Annotated in this window: 21 protein-coding genes, 2 tRNA genes and 3 rRNA genes; 14 read left to right on the plus strand and 12 right to left on the minus strand. The window is 58.5% G+C overall.

Annotated elements, in window-relative coordinates; all coding sequences use genetic code 11:
• Nucleotides 1-37: 37 nt before the first annotated feature.
• From AXG89_RS03795 to AXG89_RS03825, 7 genes are all read left to right on the plus strand, one after another.
• A complete protein-coding gene (locus AXG89_RS03795) occupies nucleotides 38-799 on the plus strand; it encodes a response regulator transcription factor (RefSeq protein WP_069638338.1) in 762 nt (253 codons plus the stop codon).
• 52 nt (nucleotides 800-851) lie between these two features.
• Entirely contained in the window at nucleotides 852-2156 is a 1305-nt protein-coding gene (hemA, locus tag AXG89_RS03800; RefSeq protein ID WP_062000394.1) for a glutamyl-tRNA reductase, read from the plus strand.
• 112 nt (nucleotides 2157-2268) lie between these two features.
• On the plus strand, nucleotides 2269-3351 hold the full coding sequence (gene prfA, locus AXG89_RS03805) for a peptide chain release factor 1 (protein WP_062000395.1): 1083 nt from the start codon (nucleotides 2269-2271) through the stop codon (nucleotides 3349-3351).
• Entirely contained in the window at nucleotides 3348-4175 is an 828-nt protein-coding gene (gene prmC / locus AXG89_RS03810; protein WP_062168067.1) for a peptide chain release factor N(5)-glutamine methyltransferase, read from the plus strand. The genes prfA and prmC overlap by 4 nt, the downstream gene beginning before the upstream one ends.
• Before the next feature lie 122 nt (nucleotides 4176-4297).
• Nucleotides 4298-4609 carry a Grx4 family monothiol glutaredoxin gene (gene grxD, locus AXG89_RS03815; RefSeq protein ID WP_062168069.1) on the plus strand — a complete coding sequence of 104 codons (312 nt, stop codon included), beginning with the start codon at nucleotides 4298-4300 and terminating at the stop codon, nucleotides 4607-4609.
• 13 nt (nucleotides 4610-4622) lie between these two features.
• Complete coding sequence (locus tag AXG89_RS03820) at nucleotides 4623-5237, plus strand: UbiX family flavin prenyltransferase (protein WP_062000398.1); 615 nt, start codon at nucleotides 4623-4625, stop codon at nucleotides 5235-5237.
• 97 nt (nucleotides 5238-5334) lie between these two features.
• Nucleotides 5335-6120, plus strand: coding sequence for a DODA-type extradiol aromatic ring-opening family dioxygenase (locus AXG89_RS03825; RefSeq protein ID WP_062168071.1), 786 nt, complete (start codon nucleotides 5335-5337; stop codon nucleotides 6118-6120).
• Nucleotides 6121-6212: 92 nt separating this feature from the next.
• Here AXG89_RS03825 and AXG89_RS03830 read toward each other — a convergent pair whose 3' ends face one another.
• The gene (locus AXG89_RS03830; RefSeq protein ID WP_062168073.1) at nucleotides 6213-7805 is read right to left on the minus strand and encodes an APC family permease; all 1593 of its coding nucleotides are present in this window, start codon (nucleotides 7803-7805) and stop codon (nucleotides 6213-6215) included.
• 457 nt (nucleotides 7806-8262) lie between these two features.
• On the opposite strand from AXG89_RS03830, the gene AXG89_RS03835 reads away from it, so the two are divergent.
• Nucleotides 8263-8466, plus strand: coding sequence for a cold-shock protein (locus AXG89_RS03835; RefSeq protein WP_060858913.1), 204 nt, complete (start codon nucleotides 8263-8265; stop codon nucleotides 8464-8466).
• A 134-nt stretch (nucleotides 8467-8600) separates the two neighbouring features.
• Here the strand turns inward: AXG89_RS03835 and AXG89_RS03840 are convergent, their stop codons facing one another.
• A complete protein-coding gene (locus AXG89_RS03840; protein ID WP_062170262.1) occupies nucleotides 8601-9851 on the minus strand; it encodes an Hsp70 family protein in 1251 nt (416 codons plus the stop codon).
• A 196-nt stretch (nucleotides 9852-10047) separates the two neighbouring features.
• Here AXG89_RS03840 and AXG89_RS03845 point away from each other — a divergent pair, with 196 nt between their 5' ends.
• Nucleotides 10048-11526 carry an MFS transporter gene (locus AXG89_RS03845; protein ID WP_062168075.1) on the plus strand — a complete coding sequence of 493 codons (1479 nt, stop codon included), beginning with the start codon at nucleotides 10048-10050 and terminating at the stop codon, nucleotides 11524-11526.
• 35 nt (nucleotides 11527-11561) lie between these two features.
• Here the strand turns inward: AXG89_RS03845 and AXG89_RS03850 are convergent, their stop codons facing one another.
• Both AXG89_RS03850 and AXG89_RS03855 read right to left on the minus strand, forming a co-directional pair.
• Nucleotides 11562-12158, minus strand: a complete 597-nt coding sequence (locus AXG89_RS03850) for a nitroreductase family protein (protein ID WP_062168077.1) — start codon at nucleotides 12156-12158, stop codon at nucleotides 11562-11564.
• Nucleotides 12159-12288: 130 nt separating this feature from the next.
• Entirely contained in the window at nucleotides 12289-13572 is a 1284-nt protein-coding gene (locus AXG89_RS03855; RefSeq protein WP_062168079.1) for an MFS transporter, read from the minus strand.
• A gap of 193 nt (nucleotides 13573-13765) precedes the next feature.
• On the opposite strand from AXG89_RS03855, the gene AXG89_RS03860 reads away from it, so the two are divergent.
• Together AXG89_RS03860 and AXG89_RS03865 are read left to right on the plus strand one after the other, a co-directional pair.
• Nucleotides 13766-14353 carry a TetR/AcrR family transcriptional regulator gene (locus AXG89_RS03860; protein ID WP_236873404.1) on the plus strand — a complete coding sequence of 196 codons (588 nt, stop codon included), beginning with the start codon at nucleotides 13766-13768 and terminating at the stop codon, nucleotides 14351-14353.
• The gene (locus AXG89_RS03865; protein ID WP_062168083.1) at nucleotides 14350-14904 is read left to right on the plus strand and encodes a DUF1415 domain-containing protein; all 555 of its coding nucleotides are present in this window, start codon (nucleotides 14350-14352) and stop codon (nucleotides 14902-14904) included. Before AXG89_RS03860 ends, AXG89_RS03865 begins: the two co-directional genes overlap by 4 nt.
• Here AXG89_RS03865 and AXG89_RS03870 read toward each other — a convergent pair.
• Nucleotides 14894-15799, minus strand: a complete 906-nt coding sequence (locus AXG89_RS03870) for a class I SAM-dependent methyltransferase (protein ID WP_082771331.1) — start codon at nucleotides 15797-15799, stop codon at nucleotides 14894-14896. The genes AXG89_RS03865 and AXG89_RS03870 overlap by 11 nt on opposite strands.
• Nucleotides 15800-16213: 414 nt before the next feature.
• Here AXG89_RS03870 and AXG89_RS03875 point away from each other — a divergent pair, with 414 nt between their 5' ends.
• Nucleotides 16214-16534, plus strand: a complete 321-nt coding sequence (locus tag AXG89_RS03875) for a hypothetical protein (RefSeq protein ID WP_062000407.1) — start codon at nucleotides 16214-16216, stop codon at nucleotides 16532-16534.
• 66 nt (nucleotides 16535-16600) lie between these two features.
• On the opposite strand, the gene AXG89_RS03880 is transcribed toward AXG89_RS03875, so the two are convergent.
• Entirely contained in the window at nucleotides 16601-17308 is a 708-nt protein-coding gene (locus tag AXG89_RS03880; protein WP_062168085.1) for a FadR/GntR family transcriptional regulator, read from the minus strand.
• Between the two features lie 176 nt (nucleotides 17309-17484).
• Between AXG89_RS03880 and AXG89_RS03885 the strand changes: the two genes are divergently transcribed.
• Both AXG89_RS03885 and AXG89_RS03890 read left to right on the plus strand, forming a co-directional pair.
• Nucleotides 17485-18507: a zinc-binding alcohol dehydrogenase family protein gene (locus tag AXG89_RS03885; protein WP_062168086.1), complete on the plus strand. Its 1023-nt coding sequence runs from the start codon at nucleotides 17485-17487 to the stop codon at nucleotides 18505-18507.
• Nucleotides 18508-18514: 7 nt separating this feature from the next.
• Nucleotides 18515-19633, plus strand: a complete 1119-nt coding sequence (locus AXG89_RS03890; protein WP_062168088.1) for a D-mannonate oxidoreductase — start codon at nucleotides 18515-18517, stop codon at nucleotides 19631-19633.
• Between the two features lies 1 nt (nucleotide 19634).
• Here AXG89_RS03890 and AXG89_RS03895 read toward each other — a convergent pair whose 3' ends face one another.
• The 6 genes from AXG89_RS03895 to AXG89_RS03920 all read right to left on the minus strand — a co-directional run bounded on the left by AXG89_RS03895 (nucleotide 19635) and on the right by AXG89_RS03920 (nucleotide 26858).
• On the minus strand, nucleotides 19635-21248 hold the full coding sequence (locus AXG89_RS03895) for an NAD(P)/FAD-dependent oxidoreductase (RefSeq protein WP_062000411.1): 1614 nt from the start codon (nucleotides 21246-21248) through the stop codon (nucleotides 19635-19637).
• Nucleotides 21249-21449: 201 nt separating this feature from the next.
• Nucleotides 21450-21562, minus strand: a 5S ribosomal RNA gene (gene rrf, locus AXG89_RS03900).
• A 245-nt stretch (nucleotides 21563-21807) separates the two neighbouring features.
• Nucleotides 21808-24688: ribosomal RNA gene (locus AXG89_RS03905) — 23S ribosomal RNA — on the minus strand.
• A 352-nt stretch (nucleotides 24689-25040) separates the two neighbouring features.
• A tRNA-Ala gene (locus AXG89_RS03910) sits at nucleotides 25041-25116 on the minus strand.
• Nucleotides 25117-25181: 65 nt separating this feature from the next.
• A tRNA-Ile gene (locus AXG89_RS03915) sits at nucleotides 25182-25258 on the minus strand.
• A gap of 69 nt (nucleotides 25259-25327) precedes the next feature.
• Nucleotides 25328-26858, minus strand: a 16S ribosomal RNA gene (locus AXG89_RS03920).
• Together the 16S, 23S and 5S rRNA genes with 2 tRNA genes alongside form the textbook arrangement of a ribosomal RNA operon.
• Nucleotides 26859-26904 lie beyond the last annotated feature (46 nt).

Raw genomic sequence — 26904 nt, forward strand, 5'->3', positions numbered from 1 at the left:
GCCCTCTTACTCGAAGCACGCGGCGGCGTAAGAAATCATGCGAATCGCCATCATCGACGCGGACGTTCAGCACGCCGCACTCATCCGCCGGACTCTCGTCCTGGACGGCCATTTCTGTCATTTCTTCCCGACTCCGCCGGCGCTGCTCGACCGTATGCGGCACGACACGTTCGACCTGCTGATCACCGCCAATGAAACGCGCGACATGATCGGCGCGGAAATCATCGAACGGGTCCGGCATCTGGCGCCGCAGCTTCCCATCGTGCTGATGGCATCGAGCCAGAGCGAGGCCGACGTGGTGGCGTGCCTGAAGGCCGGCGCGGACGACTGCGTCTCGAAACCCGTGCGCTTCGATGAACTCGCCGCCCGCGTGGAAGTGCTCGCCCGGCGCAGCATGGTGCGCACGCCTGCAGCAGAGCATTTCGGCGACTACCGGTTCAATTCTTCCGAATTGAGCGTCAGTTTTGCTGACCAGCGGGTTCTGCTCACGCCGAAGGAGTTCCGCTTCGCACGGCTGTTGTTCACCAACCTGTCGCGCGCCGTGTCACGGGCCCACATCATGGAAGTAGTGTGGCCTCGGGGCAGCGACATGGCGTCGCGCACACTCGATACCCATGCATCGCGCCTGCGCTCGAAATTGCATCTTCGTCCGGAAACCGGATACCGGCTGACGCCGCTTTACGGCTATGGCTACCAACTGGACCGGATCGAAGCCTCGGAAATGCCAGGCGGCTTGTCTGGCATGGGTTTCGCCGGAGGTCCGCCGGGAGGAACTGAAGAGTTTCGTGAAAGGCTATAATATTGGGCTAATTCTTAGGCATTTTTAAAGGCCATCAGCTCAGGCCCACAACATGCAGCTCCTCGCGATCGGAATCAACCACCACACTGCGCCTGTCGCCCTGCGCGAACGCGTGGCGTTTCCGCTCGAACAAATCAAGCCGGCCCTCGGCGCGCTGAAGGACCTGTGGCTCGGGTCCATGGGCAAGGCGGCGCCGGAAGCCGCAATCCTCTCCACGTGCAACCGCACGGAGCTGTATTGCGCGACCAGCGACAAAGCGGCACGCGACGCCGCCGTCCACTGGCTTTCGAAGTATCACAACTTGCCAGTCTCCGAACTCGCGCCGCACGTGTACGCGCTGCCGCAGTCCGAAGCCGTTCGGCATGCGTTTCGGGTCGCCTCCGGGCTCGATTCCATGGTGCTCGGCGAGACGCAGATCGTGGGGCAGATGAAGGATGCGGTGCGCACCGCCTCCGAAGCTGGCGCGCTTGGCACGTATCTCAATCAGTTGTTTCAGCGCACGTTTGCCGTCGCCAAGGAAGTCCGCACGACGACCGAAATCGGCGCGCAATCGGTTTCCATGGCGGCTGCCGCCGTGCGTCTCGCGCAGCGGATCTTCGAAAATATCTCCGGCCAGCGCGTGTTGTTCATTGGCGCCGGCGAAATGATCGAGTTGTGCGCAACCCATTTCGCCGCGCAAAAGCCGCGTGAACTCGTGGTGGCAAACCGCACCGCCGAACGCGGCGAGAAACTCGCGGATCGTTTCAACGGACGCTCCATTCCGCTGTCCGAGCTTCCGGCACGCATGCATGAGTTCGACATCATCGTGTCGTGTACGGCGTCCACCTTGCCCATCATCGGGCTGGGCGCGGTCGAGCGGGCGGTGAAAGCCCGCCGCCACAGGCCGATTTTCATGGTCGATCTCGCCGTACCACGCGACATCGAGCCAGAAGTGGGCGAGTTGCAGGACGTGTTCCTCTATACCGTCGACGATCTCGGCGCGATCGTGCGCGAAGGCAGCGCGTCGCGCCAGGCGGCGGTGGCGCAGGCCGAGTCGATCATCGACACACGCGTGCAAGGTTTCATGCAATGGCTGGATGCACGCAGCATCGTGCCGGTGATCCGTCACATGCACACGCAAGCCGACGCCCTGCGCCGCGCCGAAGTCGAACGCGCTCGCAAGATGCTCGCGCGCGGCGAAGATCCGGCAGCCGTGCTCGAAGCGCTGTCGCAGTCGCTTACCAACAAGCTGATCCATGGTCCCACGCACGCGCTCAGCCGTGCCAGCCATGAGAACCGCGACCAGCTCATCGAATTGATGGGCGGACTCTACAAACACGGCCATCCGGTGGGATCGAACGATCCCACGGAGAATTAGCGCCCCTCCCCCGCCTTTAGCGGTTACAGCCGCCGTCTCGTCTTCAATAGCGCCGTATTTTTAGGCCGCTTTCCTGATCGCAGTCTTCTCCGGAGCCTCGCTCCAGCACCCCATGAAAACGAGCATGCAAAGCAAGCTCGACCAGCTCACTACCCGGCTGGCCGAACTCAATGACCTGATGAGCCGCGAAGATGTCACCGCCGATATGGATCAGTATCGGAAGATCACGAAGGAAAATGCGGAGATCGGGCCCGTGGTCGAGCAATACGCGCTGTGGCGCCAGGCAGCGAACGACGAACGCACCGCCCAGGAACTGCTCACCGATCCGTCCATGCGCGACTTCGCAGAAGAGGAGATCGGCGAGGCGCGCGAGCGGATGGCGGCGATCGAACGCGATCTGCAAGCCATGCTGCTGCCGAAAGATCCCAACGACGACCGCAATATCTTCATCGAAATCCGCGCGGGCACGGGCGGCGATGAATCCGCGTTGTTCGCCGGCGACCTGCTGCGCATGTATCTCCGATACGCAGAGCGCAATCGCTGGACGGTCGAGATGATGTCGGAAAGCGCGTCGGATCTGGGCGGTTACAAGGAAGTGATCGTGCGGATCGCGGGGCTCAATGTGTATTCGAAGCTGAAGTTCGAGTCGGGCGGGCATCGCGTGCAGCGGGTTCCGGCGACCGAAACGCAAGGGCGCATTCACACGTCGGCGTGCACGGTCGCAGTGATGCCGGAAGCCGATGAAATCGGCGAGGTCGTGATCAATCCGGCCGACTTGCGCATCGATACCTTCCGCGCTTCGGGCGCGGGCGGCCAGCATATCAACAAGACCGATTCGGCCGTGCGCGTGACGCACTTGCCGACGGGCATCGTCGTGGAATGCCAGGACGACCGCTCGCAGCACAAGAACAAGGACCGTGCGCTGAAAGTGCTCGCCGCGCGGATCATGGACAAGCAGTATCACGAGCAGCACGCGAAGGAAGCCGCGACGCGCAAGAGTTTGATCGGATCGGGAGACCGGTCGGAGCGCATTCGCACGTATAACTTCCCGCAAGGGCGGATGACGGATCATCGGATCAACCTGACGCTCTACAAGCTCGACGCAATCATGGACGGCGATATCGGTGAACTCGTGGCCGCGCTCGTCAGTGAACATCAGGCCGAGTTGCTGGCCGCGCTGGGCGATGCCGAATGACAACCGTTGCCGGGCTCTTGCGGGCATCACCGTTGCCTGCGCTTGAAGCGCGGATCCTGCTCGAGCATGTGCTCGGCTGGCGGCGCACGGAACTGATCACGCGCGATGACGAGGAACTGCCCGAGGAAAGCGTCGACCGCTTTGAAGCGCTTGCTCGACGACGGACGGATGGCGAACCGATCGCGCAGCTTGTTGGAACGCGCGAGTTTTTCGGGTTGTCATTCGATGTGACGCCCGATGTGCTGATTCCCCGCCCCGAAACCGAATTGCTGGTCGAGATCGCTTTGGCGAAGATCGAGGGAATGCACGAGCCACGCGTGCTCGATCTCGGTACGGGCAGCGGCGCGATTGCTGTCGCGATCGCCTCGTCCCGCCACGACGCAAAAGTCTGGGCTGTCGATCGATCCGCGGAAGCGCTCGCGGTTGCGGCCGCGAATGCATCGAAGTTGCTCGGCATCGACCGGTCGCTGACCGTCGTCCAAAGCAACTGGACGGAGGCGTTGGACCCGGCGCAGCGGTTCGAAGTGATCGTGAGCAATCCGCCGTACATCGCGCAAAACGATCCGCATCTGGCCGAAGGCGACCTGCGTTTCGAACCGCGCGCCGCCCTCACCGACGAAGCCGACGGACTCAGCGCAATTCGCACGATCATCCAGACGGCGCCGTTTTTTCTCGCCGCGAATGGTTCTCTGTGGCTGGAACACGGCTACGACCAGGCGGAGGACGTCCGGGCGCTGCTGACGGCGCGCGGCTTCTCGGATGTCCGTTCCGAATACGATCTCGCCGGAATCGAACGCGCCAGCGGCGGCGTGTTCGCGGCATGAGCTCGGGCGCGCTCAAGCTGCGCCGATTGAAATCCGCTATCATTTCAGACACGTTGGCGCATAAATCTCGCGCCGCTCGACCCCCAAATCAACCCGCATTACAACGCATCGCAGGAAAGACCATGGATACGCAAGAACGCATCAAGCAAATCGTCGATGCAGCACCGGTCGTGCTGTTCATGAAAGGCACGGCGCAATTCCCGATGTGCGGTTTCTCCGGCCGCGCCATCCAGGTCCTCAAGGCTTGCGGCGTGACCGAGTTGAGGACGGTCAACGTCCTGGAAGACGAAGGCGTGCGCCAGGGCATCAAGGAATTCTCGAACTGGCCGACCATTCCCCAGCTTTATGTGAAGGGTGAGTTCATCGGCGGGTCGGACATCATGATGGAAATGTACGAATCGGGCGAATTGCAGCAATTGTTTGCCGCTGCCTGAGTCTGTCCCGAGCTTGGTCGCCGACCGTACTTCACCCTCCGACCCCGTACCGCGACGGCTGATCGTCGCGATCACCGGGGCCACGGGTTCGATCTACGGCGTGCGACTGCTTGAAACGCTGCGCCGCCTCGGCGGCGTGGAAACGCACCTGTTGATATCGAATGCGGGTTGGCTGAATATCCAGCACGAACTGACACTCGATAAATCCACCGTCCACGCGCTCGCGGACGTCGTGCACAACGTGCGCGATGTCGGCGCAAGCATTGCATCAGGATCGTTTGCGACGGACGGCATGATCGTCGCGCCCTGCTCCATGAAAACGCTGGCGAGCATCGCGCTGGGGTTATCGGACAATCTCATCACCCGCGCGGCTGATGTCGTGCTCAAAGAACGCCGGCGCCTTGTTTTGATGGTGCGCGAGACGCCGTTCAACCTCGCGCATCTGCGCAATATGACGTCCGTCACCGAAATGGGCGGCGTGATTTTTCCGCCGCTGCCGGCGTTTTATCACCGGCCGGGTTCTATCGATGAAATGGTCGATCAGACGGTGGATCGCGTCATCGACATGTTTGCTGTGGGGCGTCCCATCGCGACCGCTTGGCCCGGCCTGAAGAACGCCGAGCATTAACAACAGGCGCGACACAATTCATCTCCTCAGCGACCGTTTATCAACGCGCTGAGTAGCCGTATATTCATGGCAACCACTCTTATAGAGGCTCGCTGCCATGTCCCGGCTTCCTACCGTCTTCATCTCCCACGGCGCACCGACACTGCCTATCGACCCGTCGATGCCATCGGCGGAGTTCGCTTCGTTCGCTACGCGTTTCGAGCGCCCGCGTTCAATCCTCATGCTCTCCGCTCATTGGGGCACGGCGCAGCCGGTCGCGAGCATCGCGGAACAACCGGAAACCATCCATGACTTTTATGGCTTTCCACGCGCGCTGTACGAGATCCGCTACCGCGCGCCCGGCGCGCCTAAACTTGGAAAACAAGCCGCGACGCTATTGACGCAAGCGGGCATTGCATCGGCGGTCACCGAACACGGCCTGGATCACGGCGCGTGGGTTCCGCTGTTGCTGATGTACCCGGATGCGGCCATTCCGGTCGCGCAACTATCGATACAACCGCATCTCGATCCGGCGCACCACTACCGCATAGGCCGTGCGCTGCGGGCATTGCGCGACGATGGCGTGATGATCGTGGGCTCGGGCCAGATCACGCACAACCTGCGTACGGCCGATTTCGGCGCGCGGCCGGAAGACGGGGATCCGCGTGTGACGGAATTTACGAACTGGTTCGAAGACAAAATGGCGGAGCGGGATATTGCGGCGCTGCTGGACTATCGGAAACAGGCGCCTCATGCCGTCCTGATGCATCCGACCGATGAACATCTGCTGCCGATTTTCGGCGCATTGGGCGCTGCGGGTGACGATTTCGTACTCGATATTCAGTCGCTCGGCACATTCCAAAAAACGCTGGCCATGACGAATTACGTTTTCGGCGACGCTTGATTGACGCAAAACACGTGGATTTGCCGCGAATGAAAAAAAACCCGCCTGCAAGTCCAGGCGGGTTCTTATGGTCAGGTATTCAAGCCGTCAATTCAATGACCGATACCTTCCAGGATTTCATCGTGGCTTTCACGCTCTTCGAGATATTGCGTCCTGTACCCGGTATGCACGCCCCAATAATAAAACGTGAGCGCGAGGACTGCCACAAGGGCCATATCCCAGCCATACGGCAATAATCCACGGCCGCCGAATTCCTTGCTGCCGATCAGCGATAAAACCGCCATAGACGGCAAATATGCCACCAGCCACCACGAGGCTTTCAGGTCATTTCCCCAAGTATCGAAACCAGTTTTAGCTTGATAGTAGAAATAAACTGGCAGCGCAACCACCATCAACACGATGATTTCACCGGTCAGCGGCCATTTCGCCCAATACAACACTTCAGACGCGCACACGAACGCGAACGGCGCAATGATGCTCATGCCCGGAATCGTCAATGGCCGATGTAAATCCGTCGCCGCCCGGCGCAACGCCATCAGGCTGACCGGTCCAGTCAGATAGGAGATCACGGTGGCAACCGAAATCACCGCCGCCAGCGAGCTCCACCCGCGGAAGAAGAACATGAAGATGAACGCGATGATCAAGTTGAAGAACATCGCCGGACGCGGCACGCCGTAAAGCGGATGTACGCTGCCCAGGAACTTCGGCAACGTGTTGTTGCGTTCCATTGCGTAGATCATGCGCGACGTGGTCGCCATATACGTGGTGCCGGTGCCGCTGGGACTCACGAATGCATCGACATAAAGCAGGAACGCAAGCCAGTTGAGGTTCAGCGCCAATGCCAGTTCTGCAAAAGGCGAAGCGAAGTTGAAATGGCTCCACCCTTTCAGCACATCGCCTGGACTTACCGCGCCGATATAGGCGACCTGCAGCAGCACATAAATAACCAATGCAAGCAGGATCGAACCAATCACCGCAAACGGAATGCTCTTGGACGGATTACGGGCTTCACCGGCCAGATTAACTGGACTCTGGAAACCGTTGAAACTGAAGACGATACCGCTGGTCGCCACTGCGGTTAATACCGCCGACCATCCATAAGGTGCGAAACTCGACGCCGTACCAAAGTTTTCCGAATGAAAACCGGTAAGCATCAATCCCAAAATTGTCGCGCCGGGGATAATGAACTTGAAGACGGTAATCATCGAATTGGCGCGAGCAAATAATTTCACGCCCCAATAATTCAAAAGGAAATAAACGATGACCAACATTGCCGATAACCCCAACCCTATCGGCGTTAGAGATTCATCGACATATAGCGCATGCGCCCACGCATAAGGCCATGTGCTCATGTATTGGATCGATGCCTCCGCTTCAATAGGAATCACCGAAACAATCGCGATCCAGTTCGCCCATGCGCTGACGAATCCAACCAGCGCGCCATGTGAATAGCGGGCATATCGCACCATGCCGCCGGACTCAGGGAACATTGCGCCGAGTTCCGCATAAGTGAGCGCGATGGCGAGAATCACGAGCGCGCCGATCACCCATGCCACGATGGCAGCGGGCCCCGCAATCTTGGCCGCCTTCCAGGCGCCAAACAACCAGCCAGAGCCGATGATGGAACCCAGACCCGTCAGCAGCAACGCAACTGGTCCGATGTTCCGTTGAATAGAACTTTTCACTCCATCTCCTTGAGTCAGCAAACTTCCAATCGACAAGTGCGGGTTGATGAACTTGTACGTACTTTTCGGTTCAATCCCCTTCCTCGCACCAGCGTGGCGCGTAGTTTAACGGCTGTCGAAGCAATGTGTTGTATGAGGTTTCCTAATGACACATGATTTGTGTCTGCATCGGCAAACATCGAGAAACGAAAGACTTGTAAGATTAACTTTCGATGTCCGACGATCACGCCTCACAAGAAGCGAACCGTGTCTCAAAAAACCCCAAATTCCGGTCGGTTATTATTTGACCTCGTGTTTGATTCGCCGTATAAACCCTCTTGCAGGATTTCAAGCGGCGAGTGAATTGGTCTTTCGTAGTTCGCCCAGTACGGTACTCCGGTTGGTCCCATTGCCCCTTCCTTGATTTTCATGCACATTCGGGCCTCGGCCTTATTCAACATCTTTAGGAACACGTAACATGGAAACCGGTACCGTCAAGTGGTTCAATGACGCAAAGGGCTTTGGCTTCATCACGCCGGACGGCGGCGGCGAAGATCTGTTCGCTCATTTCTCCGAAATTCGCACGGAAGGCTTCAAGACGCTTCAGGAAAACCAGAAGGTTACCTTTGAAGTGAAGACTGGCCCGAAGGGCAAACAAGCTGCAAACATCAAACCGGCTTAAGTTTTAGTCGGTTTGATTCAGCAAAAGAAAACCCCGCATTCGCGGGGTTTTTCCTTTTTACTTCACGGGTTTATGCGGAGTCATCGAGAAGCGGCATTAATTTATCCAGACAACAATTTAGCAATTAATACCGATTAACCGAATAGCCGCCGCGCATAGATTCCGAGTCCGGTTGCAACGCTCGCGAGACGATCGCCGAAAACGGCCTCGGCTGCGGGAAATGCGCTCGATATCGACTGCGAAAGAAAGCTGAGGCCGGTGGAACCGCCCGTGAAGTAGACCGCGCTTACATCGGCTGGAGCAACGCCCGCGCGACGCACCGTCTCCTCGGCGGCTTGCGCAATCCGGCGCGTTTCTTCCAGCCCTGCATCGACGAGTTGTTGCGCCGTAAAGCCGATGCGCAGCGCCTCTTCGACCTCCTCCATGCCGATGGTGGTCTCGCCGCCCGCGGCGACATCGATCTTCGCGGCTTCCGCGTGCGATGCCAGCGCATGGCCCAGGCGCCGGTCGACAACGCGCATCAGCCGGTCGTGATGCCGCTGATCGCTGTAGAGATGCCGCATCAATTGCAGTTCGCCCACGCGTTTCGGCCCGTAGACCGTGTTGATCAAATGCCACGTTGCGAGATCGAAATAAACGCGATTCGGCACTTCGCGGCCTTCCGGCGCAATCGACTGGTAGCCGAGTTCGCGCAGGATCGTTGCAAGTTCGACGCGCCGGTCGAAGTCCGTACCAGCCACGTGCACGCCGTAATGCGCGAGCACGTCGTCTTTACGCGACAACTTTTCAGCGCGCTCCGGCCCGACTCGCACTAGCGAGAAGTCCGACGTCCCGCCGCCAATGTCCGCGACCAGGACCAGCGCTTCTTTCGTGAGACTCGCCTCGTAGTCGAAAGCCGCCGCGATCGGTTCGTACTGGAAGTGGATGTCCGTGAGGCCAATGGCCTGTGCCGCAGCCTGCAACTGGTTCTGGGCGAGTTGATCGGCGCGCGGGTCGTCATCGACGAAAAATACCGGGCGGCCGAGCACGGCGCGGGTGATCGGCGTGCTCGACACGGCTTGCGCCTTCTGCTTCAGGTGCTGGAGGAACAGCGTGATGACATCGACGTAGCGAATCGCGGAACCGTCGCCGAGATCCGTGCTGGTCTCGGCGAGCGGCGAGCCGAGAATACTTTTCATGGAGCGCATCAAACGGCCGTCAAAACCGTCGATATAAGCCTCGAGCGCCGCGCGCCCGTAGGTCTGCTCGTCCTCGTCAGTGTTGAAAAACACAGCGGTAGGCAGCGTGGTGGCGTTGCCTTCGACCGGAGCAAGCCGGATCGATGCCCCGTCAGGCAAAGCGACCGCTGAGTTCGACGTGCCGAAATCGATCGCGCAATAAGTCATGGGGTGAGCGACGGCAGCGTGAACCCCGCCGAGCATCGCAAACAAAAAGTGGAGCGCGTTTTTAGCACGTAACGCGCTGCACTTCAACCGGCGATCAAAAACATCTGCGACGGTACGGTTTTTGCTCGAAAACCCGGTAATTAGTACGCTACCGGCATGCATCGGGCCGGATTTTTCCACGCACCCGGCCAAATGCATGAACGACACCACCGCAGTCTCCGACGTCGACCAGGATGACAAGGCGTCCGCAACGATCATCGAAACGGATCTGCCCGGGCGGCTCGACAGGTTGCCTTGGGGGCGGTTTCACACGTTGATCGTGGCGGCGCTCGGCATCACGTGGCTGCTCGACGGGCTCGAAGTCACGCTGGCCGGTGCGGTGGCGAGTGCGCTCAAGGCGAGCCATGTGCTGAAATTTTCCAATGCCGACGTCGGCATTGGCGGCAGCGCCTACATTGCCGGCGCGGTGGTCGGCGCACTGGGTTTCGGCTGGCTCACCGACCGGCTGGGGCGCCGGAAACTCTTTTTCATCACGTTGTTTCTGTACGTGGCCGCGACCGCTGCAACCGCGTTTTCGTGGGATCTCGCGAGTTTCGTGCTGTTTCGGTTTCTTACCGGCGCGGGTATCGGCGGCGAATACACGGCGATCAACTCCACGATCCAGGAATTCACGCCCGCTCGCGTGCGCGGCTGGACGGACCTGGCAATCAACGGGACGTTCTGGGTCGGCGCGGCGCTGGGCGCGGCCGGCTCCATCGTGCTGCTCGATCCGGGCCTGCTGCCGCCCGATTACGGCTGGCGGGCGTGTTTTCTTATCGGTGCGATTCTCGGGCTGGCCATTCTCTTCATGCGCATGTGGGTGCCCGAAAGTCCGCGCTGGCTGATCACGCACAACCGCGTGGACGAGGCGAAGGAGATCGTGGAAGGCATCGAGGCGAAGTTCCGCGAGCACGGCGTGACGCTTTCGACCGATCCCATCAAGCCGCTGCGCCTGCACGTACGCGATCACACGAAGTTGAGCGAGGTGTTCCAGTCGCTGTTTCATTCTCACCGGCGCAGGTCGCTGGTCGGATTGACGTTGATGACGGCGCAAGCTTTCTTCTACAACGCGATATTTTTCACCTACGCGCTCGTGCTGACGGAGTTCTACCACGTGCCGGGCGACCGCATCGGCTGGTACGTGCTGCCGTTCGCCGCGGGCAATTTTCTCGGGCCGCTCGTTCTCGGCCGCCTCTTCGACGTCCTCGGCCGGCGCAAGATGATCGCCTTCACCTACGGCATGTCAGGCATCCTGCTGACCATCAGCGGGTACATGTTCGAGCAGGGCATGCTGACCAGCACCACGCAGACGATCTCGTGGATGGTGATTTTCTTCTTCGCGTCGTCGGCGGCAAGCTCGGCATATCTCACCGTCAGCGAAACTTTTCCGCTGGAGATTCGGGCGTTGGCTATCGCCATTTTTTATGCGTTTGGGACGGCGCTGGGGGGGATTGCCGGGCCGGCGCTGTTCGGGCGGCTCATCGATACCCATCAGCGCGGCGCCGTCTTCACGGGCTATCTGATCGGTTCTGCGTTGATGATGCTGGCAGCGGTCGTTGCAGGGGTCTGGGGGGTGTCGGCCGAGCGCAAGTCGCTGGAGGAAGTGGCCCGGCCGTTATCGTCGGCGGAGGATTGATGCGTCCCTCGCAACGAGGGACGTAGAACCGATGCTTATTTGAACGCCTTGCCCCAGGCACCATCGAATGCGATTTCACTGAGCGCCACGCGCGCACGCGGCGCGAGTTCACGTTCACGCAGGGCGTCGTCGAGCGTGGCCGGGTCGCCCGGATGACCCACGGCAATCATCGCGATGACTTCGACGTCGTCCGGCGGCGAGAAGGTTTCGCGGAACGCATTGGTGTCGAAACCGCTCATCTGGTGCGCGACAAGCCCGAGTGAATGCGCCTGCAGCGCCAGCGAGAACGCGGCCGCGCCCGTGTCATAAGGCGCCGTGCGGTTCACTTCTCCCTTCGATGTCAGCGTCTTCGCCAGCACGCAAACCAGTACCGGCACGTTGGCGTTCCAGCCCTGATTGAACGGGACGAGCGTGGCGAAGGCCTTGTCGAACGCGGCTTGATCGTGGCTCCGGTCAAAGACGACGAAGCGCCACGGCTGCATGTTGTACGAAGACGGCGCCCAGCGCGCGGCTTCCAGAAGACTGTGCAACTGCTCGCGGCTTACCGCCTTGTTCGATATCGCCCGCGGGCTCCATCGGCCGGCGAGCAACGGGTCGATAGCGACTTCGGTAGGAGCGATTTTTTCAGTCATGCGAGATCCTCGTTCGAGTGGGTTATCACAACAACACGAGCGGCACGCTGGAAACGCGCGCCGCAACCGCCATAGGATAACCAAGCCCGCGACGCCGTGCTGCCGCCCGGAATCCGAGTCCACCTCAAACTTACGTTGCCACCGCCTGAATCCGCCGCGACGCCTTGTTGATGCGCAACACCATCACGGCCGCGACAATGCACAGGCTGCCCGAAATCATGGTCGCGACCGTGTAGGTGCCGAGGCTCGCGCGCAGCATGCCGCCGCCCAGCGCCGCAAATGCCGCGCCAAGCTGATGCGCCGCGACGACCCAGCCGAATACGATCGGCGCTGATTCCTTGCCGTAGACATCGGTGGCCAGCTTGACTGTGGGCGGGACGGTCGCGACCCAATCGAGTCCGTAGAACACGGCGAAGATCGGCAAGCCGTAGAAATCGATGCCGAACGCCTGCGGCAAGAACATCAGCGACAACCCGCGCAAGCCGTAGTACCAGAAGAGCAGGACGCGAGCGTTGAAGCGGTCCGAAAGCCAGCCGGAAAGCGTCGTGCCGAAAAGATCGAAGATGCCCATGGCCGCAAGAAGGCCCGCGCCCTGCACTTCGCTCATGCCGTGATCGGCGCACATCGCAATCAGATGCGTACCGATATACCCGTTCGTACTCGCCCCGCAAATGAAAAAACTGCCGGCCAGGAGCCAGAAATCGCGCGTCTTGCTCGCCATGCCGAGCGTGCCGAACGCGAGCGCAATCGGATTTTTCTGCGCGACGGGAATGGGCGGCGGCGCGTCGGCCGGTTCGCCGAACGGGCGCAACACGAGGTCCGACGGACGTTCCGGCAGCAGCCACGCGACCAGCGGCAACGTGAGCGCCGCAGCGGCGGCAACCACCAGCACGACCGGCCGCCAGCCAAAATGCTCGGCAATGGCCGCGAGCACTGGCAGGAACACCAGTTGGCCGGTCGCCGAACTGGCGGTGAGAATGCCCATCGCGAGGCCGCGGTGGGTCGTGAACCAGCGATTGACCACCGTCGCTGCCAGCGTCATCGCGGCAACTCCGGTTGCGCCCCCCACCAGGACGCCCCAGACGAGCACCATCTGCCAGGGCGCTGTCATCAGCGACGACAACGCCACGCCCGTCGCCAACGTAGCAAGCGCGACCAGCACGGTCGGCCGCACGCCGAAGCGCTGCATGGCGGCAGCAGCGAATGGTCCGGTCAGCCCGTACAAGGCAAGGTTGATGGATATCGCGAGCGAAATGGTCGCGCGGCTCCAGCCGAATTGCTGCTCGAGCGGCAGCATCATGACGCTCGGCGTCGCGCGTGTGCCGGCGGCGGCCAGCAACACCAGGAACACCACGCCCACCGATATCCACGCGTAATGCATGCGGCCCGAAAGCCGCCGTGCTGCCCAATTCATGCTTCGCTCCGGTTTTTCATCGTATTTTTTACGTGGCCGGCGGCATAGAGGTTACCGATCAGTCACATTGAGGTTGCGAGCTTAGTGACTGATCGGTAACATGTCAAGAATCCCTCCGGATTCAGAGGTTATGACCGTGGTACGAGCATCGACCCGAAACACTATCGCCGATAAAAAACCCGTCCGCCGGCACATGGACGGCGCAACTGCGCAAGAGCAACTGCTCGACGCGGCAGAACGGCTCTTTTATCGCGACGGCATTCGCGCAATCAGCGTCGATGCCGTCGTGGAACGCGCCGGCGTGAACAAGATGAGCGTCTACCGGCAGTTTTCGTCGAAGGACGATCTGGTCGTGGCGTATCTCACGCGCATGGACGAGCGGTTCCGCGAGCGCGTCGAGGCGAGCTTCGCAAAGCATCCCGGCGATGCCGCCAAGGGTCTCGTGCAAGGCATCACGGATCTGGTGGAACGCGCGTCGCGGCCGGATTACCGTGGCTGCCCGTTCGTGAACGTGGCGTGCGAATTCGCGGATCGCGAACATCCGGCGCGGGTATCGGTTGCGCGCAACAAGGCTTATCTGATTGGACGATTACTGGCGCTGTCAGAAGCATCCGGCGCCGCCGATCCACAATCGCTCGCCGATTCGCTCGCGTTGCTGATCGAGGGCATCTACGCGTCAAGCCAGACTTTCGGGCCGGGGTGCGGTCCAATGCGCAGCGCGCCTCGCACAGCGCAGACGCTCGTACGCGCCGCTTGCGCCGAAGGCCAGGTGGAACAATGAACGAAGAGATCATCGATGCAACGCGCCACTGGCTGACGCGTGCGGTAATCGGGCTGAACCTGTGTCCGTTCGCCAAAGCCGTATACGTGAAGGAGCAGATTCGCTACGTGGTCAGTGAGGCGCGTTCGTTCGAGGACGTGCTGGCCGACCTGGAAAAAGAACTCAAGCACCTTGCGGATTCCGACCCCGAAAAAATCGACACCACCTTGCTGATCGTTCCGCACGCGCTGGAAGATTTCGCTGAGTACAACGACGCGCTGCATTTCGCCGACACGCTTTTGAAACAGCTCAGGCTCGAAGGTGAACTGCAGATCGCGAGCTTCCATCCGGACTATCGATTCGATGACGCCGAACCTGACGACATCGAAAATTTCACGAACCGCGCGCCCTATCCAATCTTCCATCTGCTGCGGGAAGCGAGCATCGAGCGCGCCGTCGATGCCTTCCCGGATGCCGCCAATATCTACGAACGCAACATGGCGACCTTGCGCCGTCTGGGCCTTGACGGATGGCAGGAACACATGAAGCGCGACATCCAGGTCAAGTCGTAAAGAAGCGCTCGCGCATCTCGTCAAGGCCGAGTGTTTCGAGTACATCGGACAGGCGTTGCGCAGGCTTGCCGCGCGGCAAGTCCTTGAACTGCGCGATGATCAATTCGTTTTTCATCGAATGTTCCCAGCCGACGAGTTCCGTCACGCTGACCTGGTAGCCATGCGACTCAAGTTGCAGACATCGCAGCACGTTCGTGATCTGGCTGCCAAATTCGCGTGTATGCAGCGGATGCCGCCACATTTCAGTCAGCACATTCTTCGATAACGAATGGCCCTTGTTCTTGCGCAGGACAGCGGCCACTTCCGCCTGGCAACACGGCACGACCACGATCGTTTTCGCCTTTTTCTGCAGGGCGAAATGAATGGCGTCATCGGTTGCGGTATTGCACGCGTGCAAGGCCGTGACCGCGTCCACGGTCTCGGGCAACTTGTCCGACGTAGTCGATTCGGCCACCGACAGATTCAGAAACGACATCCCGTCGAAGCCCAGCCGCGCGGCCAATTCCTCCGACTTTTCAACCAGTTCCGGGCGCGTCTCAATTCCATAGATATGTGACCGATCGCGCAGAGCTTTGAAGTAGAGATCGTAGAGAATGAAGCCAAGGTAGGACTTGCCAGCACCATGATCGACCAGCGTCACCGAGCTCTGCTTCGCATGAATTTCCGCAAGCAACGGCTCGATGAACTGAAACAGGTGATAGACCTGTTTCAGCTTGCGGCGGCTGTCTTGATTCATCTTGCCGTCGCGAGTAAGGATATGCAGTTCCTTCAAAAGCTCGATGGATTGCCCCGGACGAATTTCATGTTTTTCATTCGTCGAGGTGGTTTCCGGCTTTAGATCGGATGAATCCGATGATGCAATGGGCGCATTAAACGCCCGGGACTTCTTGGCCATCGTCTGGTTACCGTAGGGATTTTTGCGTAGGGATTTAACGCGAAGTGTGCGCTAACCGCTGGTTTTAATGATGCAAATGCGCAAGTTTACCGAAAAGCGCAAAGACGCTCCCGAACAACGCAACGTCAGGAATTGGTAAGCGTTCGACTCTTCGTTTTTTGGATTGATCGAGCAGACAGTTTCAGATGGAACATTTCGTGCATTTGCAACGGGACAATCAACGGGACGGATGGACGCAACGGCGGCACGAAACCGCAAAATTGACTGAACAACAAGCCTGTAGCCAAGGTGAGCGCGATTAACCGGCGACCGGTGAGATGCACCGAGTCTCGTAACCACGCGCTGCCTGTTACGTAACACCCACGCACACAAAGCGCGTTCCCCGAGGAACACGCGAACGAAATGAGGACGGCAATGGACCCAATCCGAGACAGTAAAGCCGAACAGCAGTTTCAAGAGATGCTCGCCAAGCTCACCGCGTTGCCGGAATGGAGCGAAAAGCAGCAACTTGAACTGGAAATGGCTCGAGAGATTTCCGGCGAAATGCTGCGGCTTGCAGAAGCCATGCGCGACGGAACCACCGACATGGAAACTTGCCTGACGATGCTCAAGTACGCCAAGGTCATGGACTTCGTGCTGACCACGCTGGCGTCGCGTCGCGAGATCGCTCCGCAGACGTTGCGCGTGATCTTCAAGCTCGCCGGGCTGAAAGTCGATGAGGCTTATCCGGGTTGAGCCTGCATTCAGTGATGGTCTTGCGGCCAGTCCGGTATTTTCATCGGCTGGCCTGAAGCGGTTTTCTCAATGTTTGCGGCGGGTCATCAGCCGCTCGTAAGACGCTTTCAGGTGGCGCTGCATGGCAGCCTGAGCTTGAATCGCATCGCGCGCTTCGAGTGCGTCCAGTATTTCCTTGTGCTCGCTCAACGCGTCCGCCCACGTCTCCTCCCCCTCGAAATGCCCGCGCAACGTCGATGACAACGGGCTATGCCGTTCATCGAAAAGACCTGCAACGGTACGCACCAGCACGTCGTTACCCGACATTTGCGCAACAGCCATGTGAAACGCACGGTCCGCAGCAAGTGGAATCTGGCCGTGGGCAACCTGGCGTCCCATGTCCTCGTAAATGTCGCGCAATGCCCTGAGCGCCTTGGGCTTGGCGAACGCCGCGACGCTCGCCGCGATCGCACCTTCTATCACCATGCGCGCCGTCGTGATTTCCAGCGGGCTCTCCCCGAGCTCCGTGTCGGCCAGCATGCCGGGGCGAGAACCTGGCGCGGGTGCCGCGCAAATATAAACGCCCGATCCCATTCGGATTTCGACACGCCCTTCCAGTTCCAGCGCAACCAGCGCTTCGCGCACGGACGGCCGCGATACGCCGAGCGTCGACGCCAGTTCACGCTCCGACGGCAAACGGCCGTTCGGCGCGAACCCCTTGTCGTCGATGAGTGCGCGCAGCTTATCGGCGATCTGGAGATAGAGACGGCGCGTTTCGATGGGTTTGCCTGCCACGAGGATTCCTTTTTCTGCAGATATCGCGCGCCGGGATTAACCAGGCGAAAGCGTGAATTCTAAACAAAGGAGGTCAGAATGGTCAGGCCAAACCCGTACTATCGGCAAATTGGCTTGACCAGTTCTCTTTTACGAAACTAACATGCACTCTGGTAAGGCCAAAACAGACCCCTCTCATGAAAACTGTCATCTGCGAACAACCCGGCTCTCTCGTCCTGATCGATCGGCCGTCTCCGGAACCCGGTCCCGACGATGTGCTGATTCGCATCAAACGCGTCGGCGTGTGCGGCACGGATCTGCACATATTCACGGGCAATCAGCCGTTTCTCGCGTATCCGCGCGTGATGGGACATGAGCTGTCGGGAATCGTCGAATCGGCACCAGCCGGTGCGCGCGTCGCAAAAGGCGATCAGGTCTACGTGATGCCTTATCTTGCGTGCGGGAAGTGCATCGCGTGCCGCGCCAAAAAGCCGAATTGCTGCATGAACATTCGTGTGCTCGGCGTGCACACGGACGGCGGTCTGGTCGAGCAACTCGCCGTGCCGCAAGCTTTCGTGTTCAAAGCCGATGGCGTCACGCTCGATCAAGCTGCGATGATCGAATTCCTCGCCATTGGCGCACACGCCGTCGCCCGCGCCGATGTACAGCCGAAACAGCGCGCGCTCGTGGTGGGCGCGGGTCCCATCGGCATGGCGGCAACGATTTTCGCGAAGCTGCGCGGCGCCGAAGTGACGGTGCTCGATGGCCGGGAAGACCGCCTGAAATTCTGCGAGACGCAACTGAGCGCTGATCACATCGTGCGCCTGGATACCACCGACGCCGCGACCGACGCCAAACAACTCGCCGAGCTCACGGACCAAGAATTCTTCGATATCGTCTTCGATGCCACCGGCAACGTCAAAGCCATGGAACGCGGCCTGGAGTTCGTTGCGCACGGCGGCAAGTACGTGCTGATATCGATCGTTCGCGACCGCATCTCGTTCGCCGATCCCGAGTTCCACAAGCGCGAAACCACACTGCTCGCAAGCCGCAACGCCACGCCCGACGACTTCGAAACCGTACTCACCGCCATGCGCGCCGGCCTGATTCCCACCGCCGCACTCAACACGCACACGTTGCAGCTCAGCAATTTGCCGCATGAGTTTTCGAGGTTGCTGGATCCATCGGCCGGGGTGATCAAGGCGCTGGTCGAGTGTTGAGCACGCAATGAGCAATCCCATTCTGCAGTTCGGCACGAGCCGCTTCCTTCAGGCGCACGTGGATTTGTTTGTCGCGCAAGCCTTGCGAAGCGAGCCGCCGAAGGCGCTTGGCCGCATCACGGTTGTACAAAGCACGTCGAATCCCGAGAGCCGCGCGCGCATTGATGCGTTGCGCGCATCGAGCGTCTATCCGGTGCGGATTCGCGGACGAAAAGGCGATACGACCATCGATGAAACCGTGCAATGCGACGCGATCACCGAAGCGCTGAACGCCGCCGATGACTGGCCGACGCTTCGTGAACGCGTGCGGCGCGACGTCAGGGTCATCGTGTCGAACACGGGGGATACGGGCTACGTTTCCTTCGATAAAGACATTGGCCGCGGATTCGAAGCGGCCTCAGTGCCGCGCGGTTTTCCGGCGAAACTCGCTGCGCTGCTGCATGACAGGTTCGTCGCAGGCGCTGAGCCGGTCACATTGCTGCCGTGTGAACTCGTTTCGCACAACGGCAATACGTTGCGTGACGCGGTGGTTGGCATCGCGAAGCAATGGCATGCAAATGAGGCGTTCATACGCTATCTCGAGCACGATTGCGTGTGGGTGAATTCGCTTGTCGACCGCATTGTCTCGGAGCCGATTCATCCGGTTGGTGCCGTCGCCGAACCTTACGCGCTATGGGCAATCGAGCGCCAGCCGGGCATGATTCTGCCGTGCGAGCACGAAGACATCGTGATCACCGACGACCTCGCCCACTACGAGCGTCTCAAGCTTTTGCTGCTCAATCTGGGTCACACGATGCTCGCCGAACTCTGGCTCGCCGGGCAATCCGCAGCCGACGCAACCGTGCTCGATGCCATGCGCAACGCCGCATGGCGCGATACTTTGGAGTCGGTATGGCAGGACGAAGTGCTGCCCGTCTTTAATGCCCTCGGCAAGCACGACGCAGCACAAGCCTATCTCGCCGATGTTCGCGATCGCTTCCAGAATCCGTTCCTCGATCATCGCCTTGCGGACATCGCGCGCAATCACGCGGAGAAGAAACAACGCCGCTTCAAGCCCGTAATCGATCTCGCGCGTCAGTTGGGGCTGGACATCGAACAAAAGCGGCTCGTCGCCGCGCTTGGATGACTCATTTCGCCATCATGTCCAACGCCAACGCTTCGGCGACTTCAATCCCATCGATCGCCGCCGAATAAATGCCGCCGGCATACCCTGCACCTTCTCCCGCGGGGAATAAGCCATCGACGTTCATGCTCTGATAGTTGTCCTTGCGCCGCACGCGGATTGGCGATGACGTCCGCGTCTCCACGCCGGTCAGGACGGCGTCGGCCATGGCGAACCCGGGAATCTTTTTATCGATTTGCGGAAGCGCTTCGCGAATCGCCTCGACCACGTAATCGGGCAACGCGGTACTCAAGTCAGTCATACGTACGCCTGGCTTGTACGACGGCTCTACAGAACCAAGCGCCGTCGATGCCCGCCGCGCGATGAAATCCCCAACCAGTTGCGCCGGCGCCGAATAGTCACCGCCGCCAAGCTCGAACGCCCGCTCTTCCCACTGCCGCTGAAACGCGATGCCGGCAAGCGGACCGCCCGGAAAATCTTCCGGCGTAATCCCGACGACGATCCCCGCGTTTGCATTCCGCTCATTTCGCGAATACTGGCTCATGCCGTTCGTGACCACGCGGCCTGGCTCCGACGCCGCGGCTACTACCGTTCCGCCCGGGCACATACAAAAGCTATAGACCGCTCTACCGTTGCTGCAGTGGTGAACGACCTTATAGTCAGCAGCGCCCAGCAATTTATGTCCGGCAAACTTCCCGAACCGGCTTCGATCGATCAACCCTTGCGGATGTTCGATCCGAAACCCGAGCGAAAACGGCTTCGCTTCCATATAGACGCCACGCCGGTGCAACATCTCGAACGTGTCACGCGCGCTATGTCCCACCGATAACACCACGTGATCGCAGCGCAGCGTCTCTCCGTTGGAAAGCGTCAATCCACGGACCTTTCCGTTTTCAATATCGATATCCTCGACTCGAGTATCGAACCGCACTTCCCCGCCGAGCTGATGAATGGTCGCGCGCATTTTCTCGACCATGCCGACCAGCCTGAACGTACCGATATGCGGCCGGCTCAGATAGAGGATGTCTTCCGGCGCGCCGGCGAGCACGAATTCATCGAGGACTTTGCGGCCGTAATGCTTCGGGTCCTTGATCTGGCTATACAGCTTGCCGTCGGAGAACGTACCGGCGCCGCCCTCGCCAAACTGAACGTTTGACTCCGGGTTCAACACGTTTTTCCGCCACAGGCCCCACGTGTCTTTGGTCCGTTCACGGACCGCCTTGCCCCGCTCGAGGATGATCGGGCGAAAACCCATCTGCGCGAGAATGAGGCCGGCGAACAAACCGCACGGTCCCATGCCGATCACAACCGGTCTCGGCGATGGCATCTGTTCAGGCGCCTTCGCCACGAACTTGTACGCCATATCAGGCGTGGTCGAACAATGCGGCTGATCGTCGAGATGACGAAGAGCGGCCGCTTCGTCCTTGATCTCTACATCGACGATATACGTGAGCTTGATGTCGGAACGCTTCCGTGCATCGTGCGCACGGCGAAACACCGTATAGCGGATAAGGCTTTCGGACGGAACGTGGATAAGCGCGAGGCGTGAGCGAATAGCCGACTCGAGCTCGCTTTCCGAATGCTCAAGCGGAAGCTTGATTTCGCTTAGACGTAACATGGAGACCTGATTGTTTTGCAGACGCCCTTGAACGACGGGCCGAAGCGCTATTTTAGCGTGTTGATACCAGGGGAGCCGACGCGAGCTGAGATTCCTCCGCCACCTGGGCTTGAGTGGCTACTAAGCCGCGCTGTAAACGCAAAAACCCCACCTTGCTGGGGTGGGGTTTTAGCGACTGCGATGAGATGCAGAGGATGAGGAGCCTGACGATTACCTACTTTCACACGGGTATCCGCACTATCATTGGCGTGGAGTCGTTTCACGGTCCTGTTCGGGATGGGAAGGGGTGGTACCAACTCGCTATGGTCATCAGGCATTGAGGGGGTGTTCAGTCGCGGTGAAGCGGTGCGACTGAACCAATCTGGGGAAGAAGTAGTCGAGTGCATGTGTTGAGCACGCCTCGTTATTACGGGTGAAGCTTGGGGTTGTGTTTGCTACTACTTATATCAGGCACAACACTGATCTCAACCGATGCGTGTACTCAAGACCCCGCGCATGGCGCGGGATGGGGCATCCATACGTGCTTAAGCACTAACGGCTGCCGACACACACTGGTTATAGGATCAAGCCTTACGGGCAATTAGTATCAGTTAGCTTAATGCATTACTGCACTTCCACACCTGACCTATCAACGTCCTGGTCTAGAACGACCCTTCAAGGAGCTCGAAGCTCCAGGGATATCTCATCTCAAGGCGAGTTTCCCGCTTAGATGCTTTCAGCGGTTATCTCTTCCGAACATAGCTACCCGGCGATGCCACTGGCGTGACAACCGGTACACCAGAGGTTCGTCCACTCCGGTCCTCTCGTACTAGGAGCAGCCCCCTTCAAATATCCAACGCCCACGGCAGATAGGGACCAAACTGTCTCACGACGTTTTAAACCCAGCTCACGTACCTCTTTAAATGGCGAACAGCCATACCCTTGGGACCGGCTACAGCCCCAGGATGAGATGAGCCGACATCGAGGTGCCAAACACCGCCGTCGATATGAACTCTTGGGCGGTATCAGCCTGTTATCCCCAGAGTACCTTTTATCCGTTGAGCGATGGCCCTTCCATACAGAACCACCGGATCACTATGACCTGCTTTCGCACCTGCTCGACTTGTCGGTCTCGCAGTTAAGCACGCTTATGCCATTGCACTATCAGCACGATTTCCGACCGTACCTAGCGTACCTTCGTACTCCTCCGTTACACTTTGGGAGGAGACCGCCCCAGTCAAACTGCCTACCATGCACTGTCCCCGACCCGGATCACGGGCCAAGGTTAGAACCTCAAACAAACCAGGGTGGTATTTCAAGGACGGCTCCACCGAAACTAGCGTTCCGGTTTCATAGCCTCCCACCTATCCTACACAGATCGGTTCAAAGTCCAATGCAAAGCTACAGTAAAGGTTCATGGGGTCTTTCCGTCTAGCCGCGGGGAGATTGCATCATCACAAACACTTCAACTTCGCTGAGTCTCGGGAGGAGACAGTGTGGCCATCGTTACGCCATTCGTGCAGGTCGGAACTTACCCGACAAGGAATTTCGCTACCTTAGGACCGTTATAGTTACGGCCGCCGTTTACCGGGACTTCAATCAAGAGCTTGCACCCCATCATTTAATCTTCCGGCACCGGGCAGGCGTCACACCCTATACGTCCACTTTCGTGTTTGCAGAGTGCTGTGTTTTTATTAAACAGTCGCAGCCACCAGTTTATTGCAACCCCTTCACCCTTTGCGCGCAGGCGCATCAAGCTACAGGGGCGTACCTTATCCCGAAGTTACGGTACCAATTTGCCGAGTTCCTTCTCCCGAGTTCTCTCAAGCGCCTTAGAATACTCATCTCGCCCACCTGTGTCGGTTTGCGGTACGGTCTTGTTAAACTGAAGCTTAGAGGCTTTTCTTGGAACCACTTCCGATTGCTTCTTCACCTAAGTGAATGGCCTCGTACCCTTGAATTCCGCGCCCGGATTTGCCTAAGCGCCTTCTCCAATACAAGGACCGGGACTTCCAACACCCGGACAACCTTCCGCGATCCGTCCCCCCATCGCATTTAACAATGGTGCAGGAATATTAACCTGCTTCCCATCAGCTACGCATTTCTGCCTCGCCTTAGGGGCCGACTCACCCTACGCCGATGAACGTTGCGTAGGAAACCTTGGGCTTACGGCGAGGGGGCTTTTCACCCCCTTTATCGCTACTCATGTCAGCATTCGCACTTCCGATACCTCCAGCACACTTTTCAATGCACCTTCACAGGCTTACGGAACGCTCTCCTACCATGCGAGATAAATCTCGCATCCGCAGCTTCGGTATATTGCTTAGCCCCGTTACATCTTCCGCGCAGGACGACTCGATCAGTGAGCTATTACGCTTTCTTTAAAGGGTGGCTGCTTCTAAGCCAACCTCCTGACTGTTTTAGCCTTCCCACTTCGTTTCCCACTTAGCAATATTTGGGGACCTTAGCTGGCGGTCTGGGTTGTTTCCCTCTTGACACCGGACGTTAGCACCCGATGTCTGTCTCCCGTGATTGCACTCTTCGGTATTCGGAGTTTGCTATGGCGTAGTAATCCGCAATGGACCCCACAACCATGACAGTGCTCTACCCCCGAAGGTGATACACGAGGCACTACCTAAATAGTTTTCGGAGAGAACCAGCTATTTCCAAGTTTGTTTAGCCTTTCACCCCTATCCACAGCTCATCCCCTAATTTTTCAACATTAGTGGGTTCGGTCCTCCAGTACGTGTTACCGCACCTTCAACCTGGCCATGGATAGATCACTTGGTTTCGGGTCTACGCCCAGCAACTGAACGCCCTATTCGGACTCGCTTTCGCTACGCCTGCCTTAATCAGTTAAGCTTGCTACTGAACGTAAGTCGCTGACCCATTATACAAAAGGTACGCCGTCACCCCTTACGAGGCTCCGACTGTTTGTATGCATGCGGTTTCAGGATCTATTTCACTCCCCTCCCGGGGTTCTTTTCGCCTTTCCCTCACGGTACTGGTTCACTATCGGTCGATCACGAGTATTTAGCCTTGGAGGATGGTCCCCCCATCTTCAGACAGGATTTCACGTGTCCCGCCCTACTTGTCGTACACCTAGTTCCACACATCCGCTTTCGCCTACAGGGCTATCACCTGCTATGGCCACACTTTCCAGAGTGTTCGGCTAACGGTCGTGCTAAAGAGTACAGGCTGATCCCATTTCGCTCGCCACTACTTTGGGAATCTCGGTTGATTTCTTTTCCTGCGGTTACTTAGATGTTTCAGTTCACCGCGTTCGCTTCACGTAACCTATGTATTCAGTTACGGATGACCCAGAAGGGCCGGGTTTCCCCATTCGGACATCTACGGATCAAAGCTCGTTTGCCAGCTCCCCGTAGCTTTTCGCAGGCTACCGCGTCCTTCATCGCCTGTGATCGCCAAGGCATCCACCACATGCACTTGTTCGCTTGACCCTATAACGAGTGCGTCTCCGAGACCCCTCCCGACTCCGAACCGAAGTTCAGCTTCGAGGGAAACCTCTTTCACACCGCTATAGGTTGAGTATTCGTGTTGCGCCGTATTCCAAAGCAATCTCTCGATCACTTTTTCATACATTGATACAATCACAACCCTGATTCACCTACTCACACACCCATCTCTAAGTATGCTTTCGTGAATCTCTTTACTACTTCTTCCAGATTGTTAAAGAACGACAGCATCACCTGAAGCGCTATGCTCCACATGATTTTACTGACTGGCTCAATCGCCAATGCAAATCACGCTCGACCGGCATGGCTCGGTCTAAACGTGCTTGGCATTGATGATTGGTGGAGGATGACGGGATCGAACCGACGACCCCCTGCTTGCAAAGCAGGTGCTCTCCCAGCTGAGCTAATCCCCCAGATACCTTGATGCTTGAGGGTCTGCATTTATCTTCGTTCGTTCTTTCAAACGTTCAAGAGTAAATGGTGGGTCTGGTTGGATTCGAACCAACGACCCCCGCCTTATCAAGACGGTGCTCTAACCAACTGAGCTACAGACCCTTAGCCTGTCTTCTTACAGCCGATAAGCGTGAGCACTTTAGTGCTTCGTTCAGAAGCGTTGAGCTCGAGAAAGGAGGTGATCCAGCCGCACCTTCCGATACGGCTACCTTGTTACGACTTCACCCCAGTCATGAATCCTACCGTGGTGACCGTCCTCCTTGCGGTTAGACTAGCCACTTCTGGTAAAACCCACTCCCATGGTGTGACGGGCGGTGTGTACAAGACCCGGGAACGTATTCACCGCGGCATGCTGATCCGCGATTACTAGCGATTCCAGCTTCACGTAGTCGAGTTGCAGACTACGATCCGGACTACGATCGGTTTTCTGGGATTAGCTCCCCCTCACGGGTTGGCAGCCCTCTGTTCCGACCATTGTATGACGTGTGAAGCCCTACCCATAAGGGCCATGAGGACTTGACGTCATCCCCACCTTCCTCCGGTTTGTCACCGGCAGTCTCCTTAGAGTGCTCTTGCGTAGCAACTAAGGACAAGGGTTGCGCTCGTTGCGGGACTTAACCCAACATCTCACGACACGAGCTGACGACAGCCATGCAGCACCTGTGTATCGGTTCTCTTTCGAGCACCCCAGCCTTTCAGCCAGGTTCCGACCATGTCAAGGGTAGGTAAGGTTTTTCGCGTTGCATCGAATTAATCCACATCATCCACCGCTTGTGCGGGTCCCCGTCAATTCCTTTGAGTTTTAATCTTGCGACCGTACTCCCCAGGCGGTCAACTTCACGCGTTAGCTACGTTACTAAGTCAATGAAGACCCAACAACTAGTTGACATCGTTTAGGGCGTGGACTACCAGGGTATCTAATCCTGTTTGCTCCCCACGCTTTCGTGCATGAGCGTCAGTATTGGCCCAGGGGGCTGCCTTCGCCATCGGTATTCCTCCACATCTCTACGCATTTCACTGCTACACGTGGAATTCTACCCCCCTCTGCCATACTCTAGCTCGCCAGTCACAAATGCAGTTCCCAGGTTAAGCCCGGGGATTTCACATCTGTCTTAACGAACCGCCTGCGCACGCTTTACGCCCAGTAATTCCGATTAACGCTCGCACCCTACGTATTACCGCGGCTGCTGGCACGTAGTTAGCCGGTGCTTATTCTTCCGGTACCGTCATCCCCTCACAGTATTAGTGCAAAGGTTTTCTTTCCGGACAAAAGTGCTTTACAACCCGAAGGCCTTCTTCACACACGCGGCATTGCTGGATCAGGGTTTCCCCCATTGTCCAAAATTCCCCACTGCTGCCTCCCGTAGGAGTCTGGGCCGTGTCTCAGTCCCAGTGTGGCTGGTCGTCCTCTCAGACCAGCTACAGATCGTCGCCTTGGTAGGCCTTTACCCCACCAACTAGCTAATCTGCCATCGGCCGCCCCTATAGCGCGAGGTCTTGCGATCCCCCGCTTTCTTCCGTAGATCGTATGCGGTATTAATCCGGCTTTCGCCGGGCTATCCCCCACTACAGGACACGTTCCGATGTATTACTCACCCGTTCGCCACTCGCCACCAGGGTTGCCCCCGTGCTGCCGTTCGACTTGCATGTGTAAGGCATGCCGCCAGCGTTCAATCTGAGCCAGGATCAAACTCTTCAGTTCAATGCCTGTTACTGTTTTCTATTCTTCCGAATAGGTCGCTCACTCA

Source organism: Burkholderia sp. PAMC 26561, from assembly GCF_001557535.2.
Lineage (GTDB): Bacteria > Pseudomonadota > Gammaproteobacteria > Burkholderiales > Burkholderiaceae > Caballeronia.

Coding starts and splice junctions, on each gene's coding strand:
- AXG89_RS03895 (WP_062000411.1), bottom strand. CDS start 21,248: ATGTTACGTCTAAGCGAAATCAAGCTTCCGCTTGAGCATTCGGAAAGC.
- AXG89_RS03865 (WP_062168083.1), top strand. CDS start 14,350: ATGAACGAAGAGATCATCGATGCAACGCGCCACTGGCTGACGCGTGCG.
- AXG89_RS03890 (WP_062168088.1), top strand. CDS start 18,515: ATGAGCAATCCCATTCTGCAGTTCGGCACGAGCCGCTTCCTTCAGGCG.
- AXG89_RS03860 (WP_236873404.1), top strand. CDS start 13,766: ATGGACGGCGCAACTGCGCAAGAGCAACTGCTCGACGCGGCAGAACGG.
- AXG89_RS03870 (WP_082771331.1), bottom strand. CDS start 15,799: ATGGCCAAGAAGTCCCGGGCGTTTAATGCGCCCATTGCATCATCGGAT.
- prfA (WP_062000395.1), top strand. CDS start 2,269: ATGAAAACGAGCATGCAAAGCAAGCTCGACCAGCTCACTACCCGGCTG.
- grxD (WP_062168069.1), top strand. CDS start 4,298: ATGGATACGCAAGAACGCATCAAGCAAATCGTCGATGCAGCACCGGTC.
- prmC (WP_062168067.1), top strand. CDS start 3,348: ATGACAACCGTTGCCGGGCTCTTGCGGGCATCACCGTTGCCTGCGCTT.
- AXG89_RS03875 (WP_062000407.1), top strand. CDS start 16,214: ATGGACCCAATCCGAGACAGTAAAGCCGAACAGCAGTTTCAAGAGATG.
- AXG89_RS03885 (WP_062168086.1), top strand. CDS start 17,485: ATGAAAACTGTCATCTGCGAACAACCCGGCTCTCTCGTCCTGATCGAT.
- AXG89_RS03845 (WP_062168075.1), top strand. CDS start 10,048: ATGAACGACACCACCGCAGTCTCCGACGTCGACCAGGATGACAAGGCG.
- AXG89_RS03795 (WP_069638338.1), top strand. CDS start 38: ATGCGAATCGCCATCATCGACGCGGACGTTCAGCACGCCGCACTCATC.
- AXG89_RS03850 (WP_062168077.1), bottom strand. CDS start 12,158: ATGACTGAAAAAATCGCTCCTACCGAAGTCGCTATCGACCCGTTGCTC.
- AXG89_RS03835 (WP_060858913.1), top strand. CDS start 8,263: ATGGAAACCGGTACCGTCAAGTGGTTCAATGACGCAAAGGGCTTTGGC.
- AXG89_RS03840 (WP_062170262.1), bottom strand. CDS start 9,851: ATGACTTATTGCGCGATCGATTTCGGCACGTCGAACTCAGCGGTCGCT.
- hemA (WP_062000394.1), top strand. CDS start 852: ATGCAGCTCCTCGCGATCGGAATCAACCACCACACTGCGCCTGTCGCC.
- AXG89_RS03825 (WP_062168071.1), top strand. CDS start 5,335: ATGTCCCGGCTTCCTACCGTCTTCATCTCCCACGGCGCACCGACACTG.
- AXG89_RS03855 (WP_062168079.1), bottom strand. CDS start 13,572: ATGAATTGGGCAGCACGGCGGCTTTCGGGCCGCATGCATTACGCGTGG.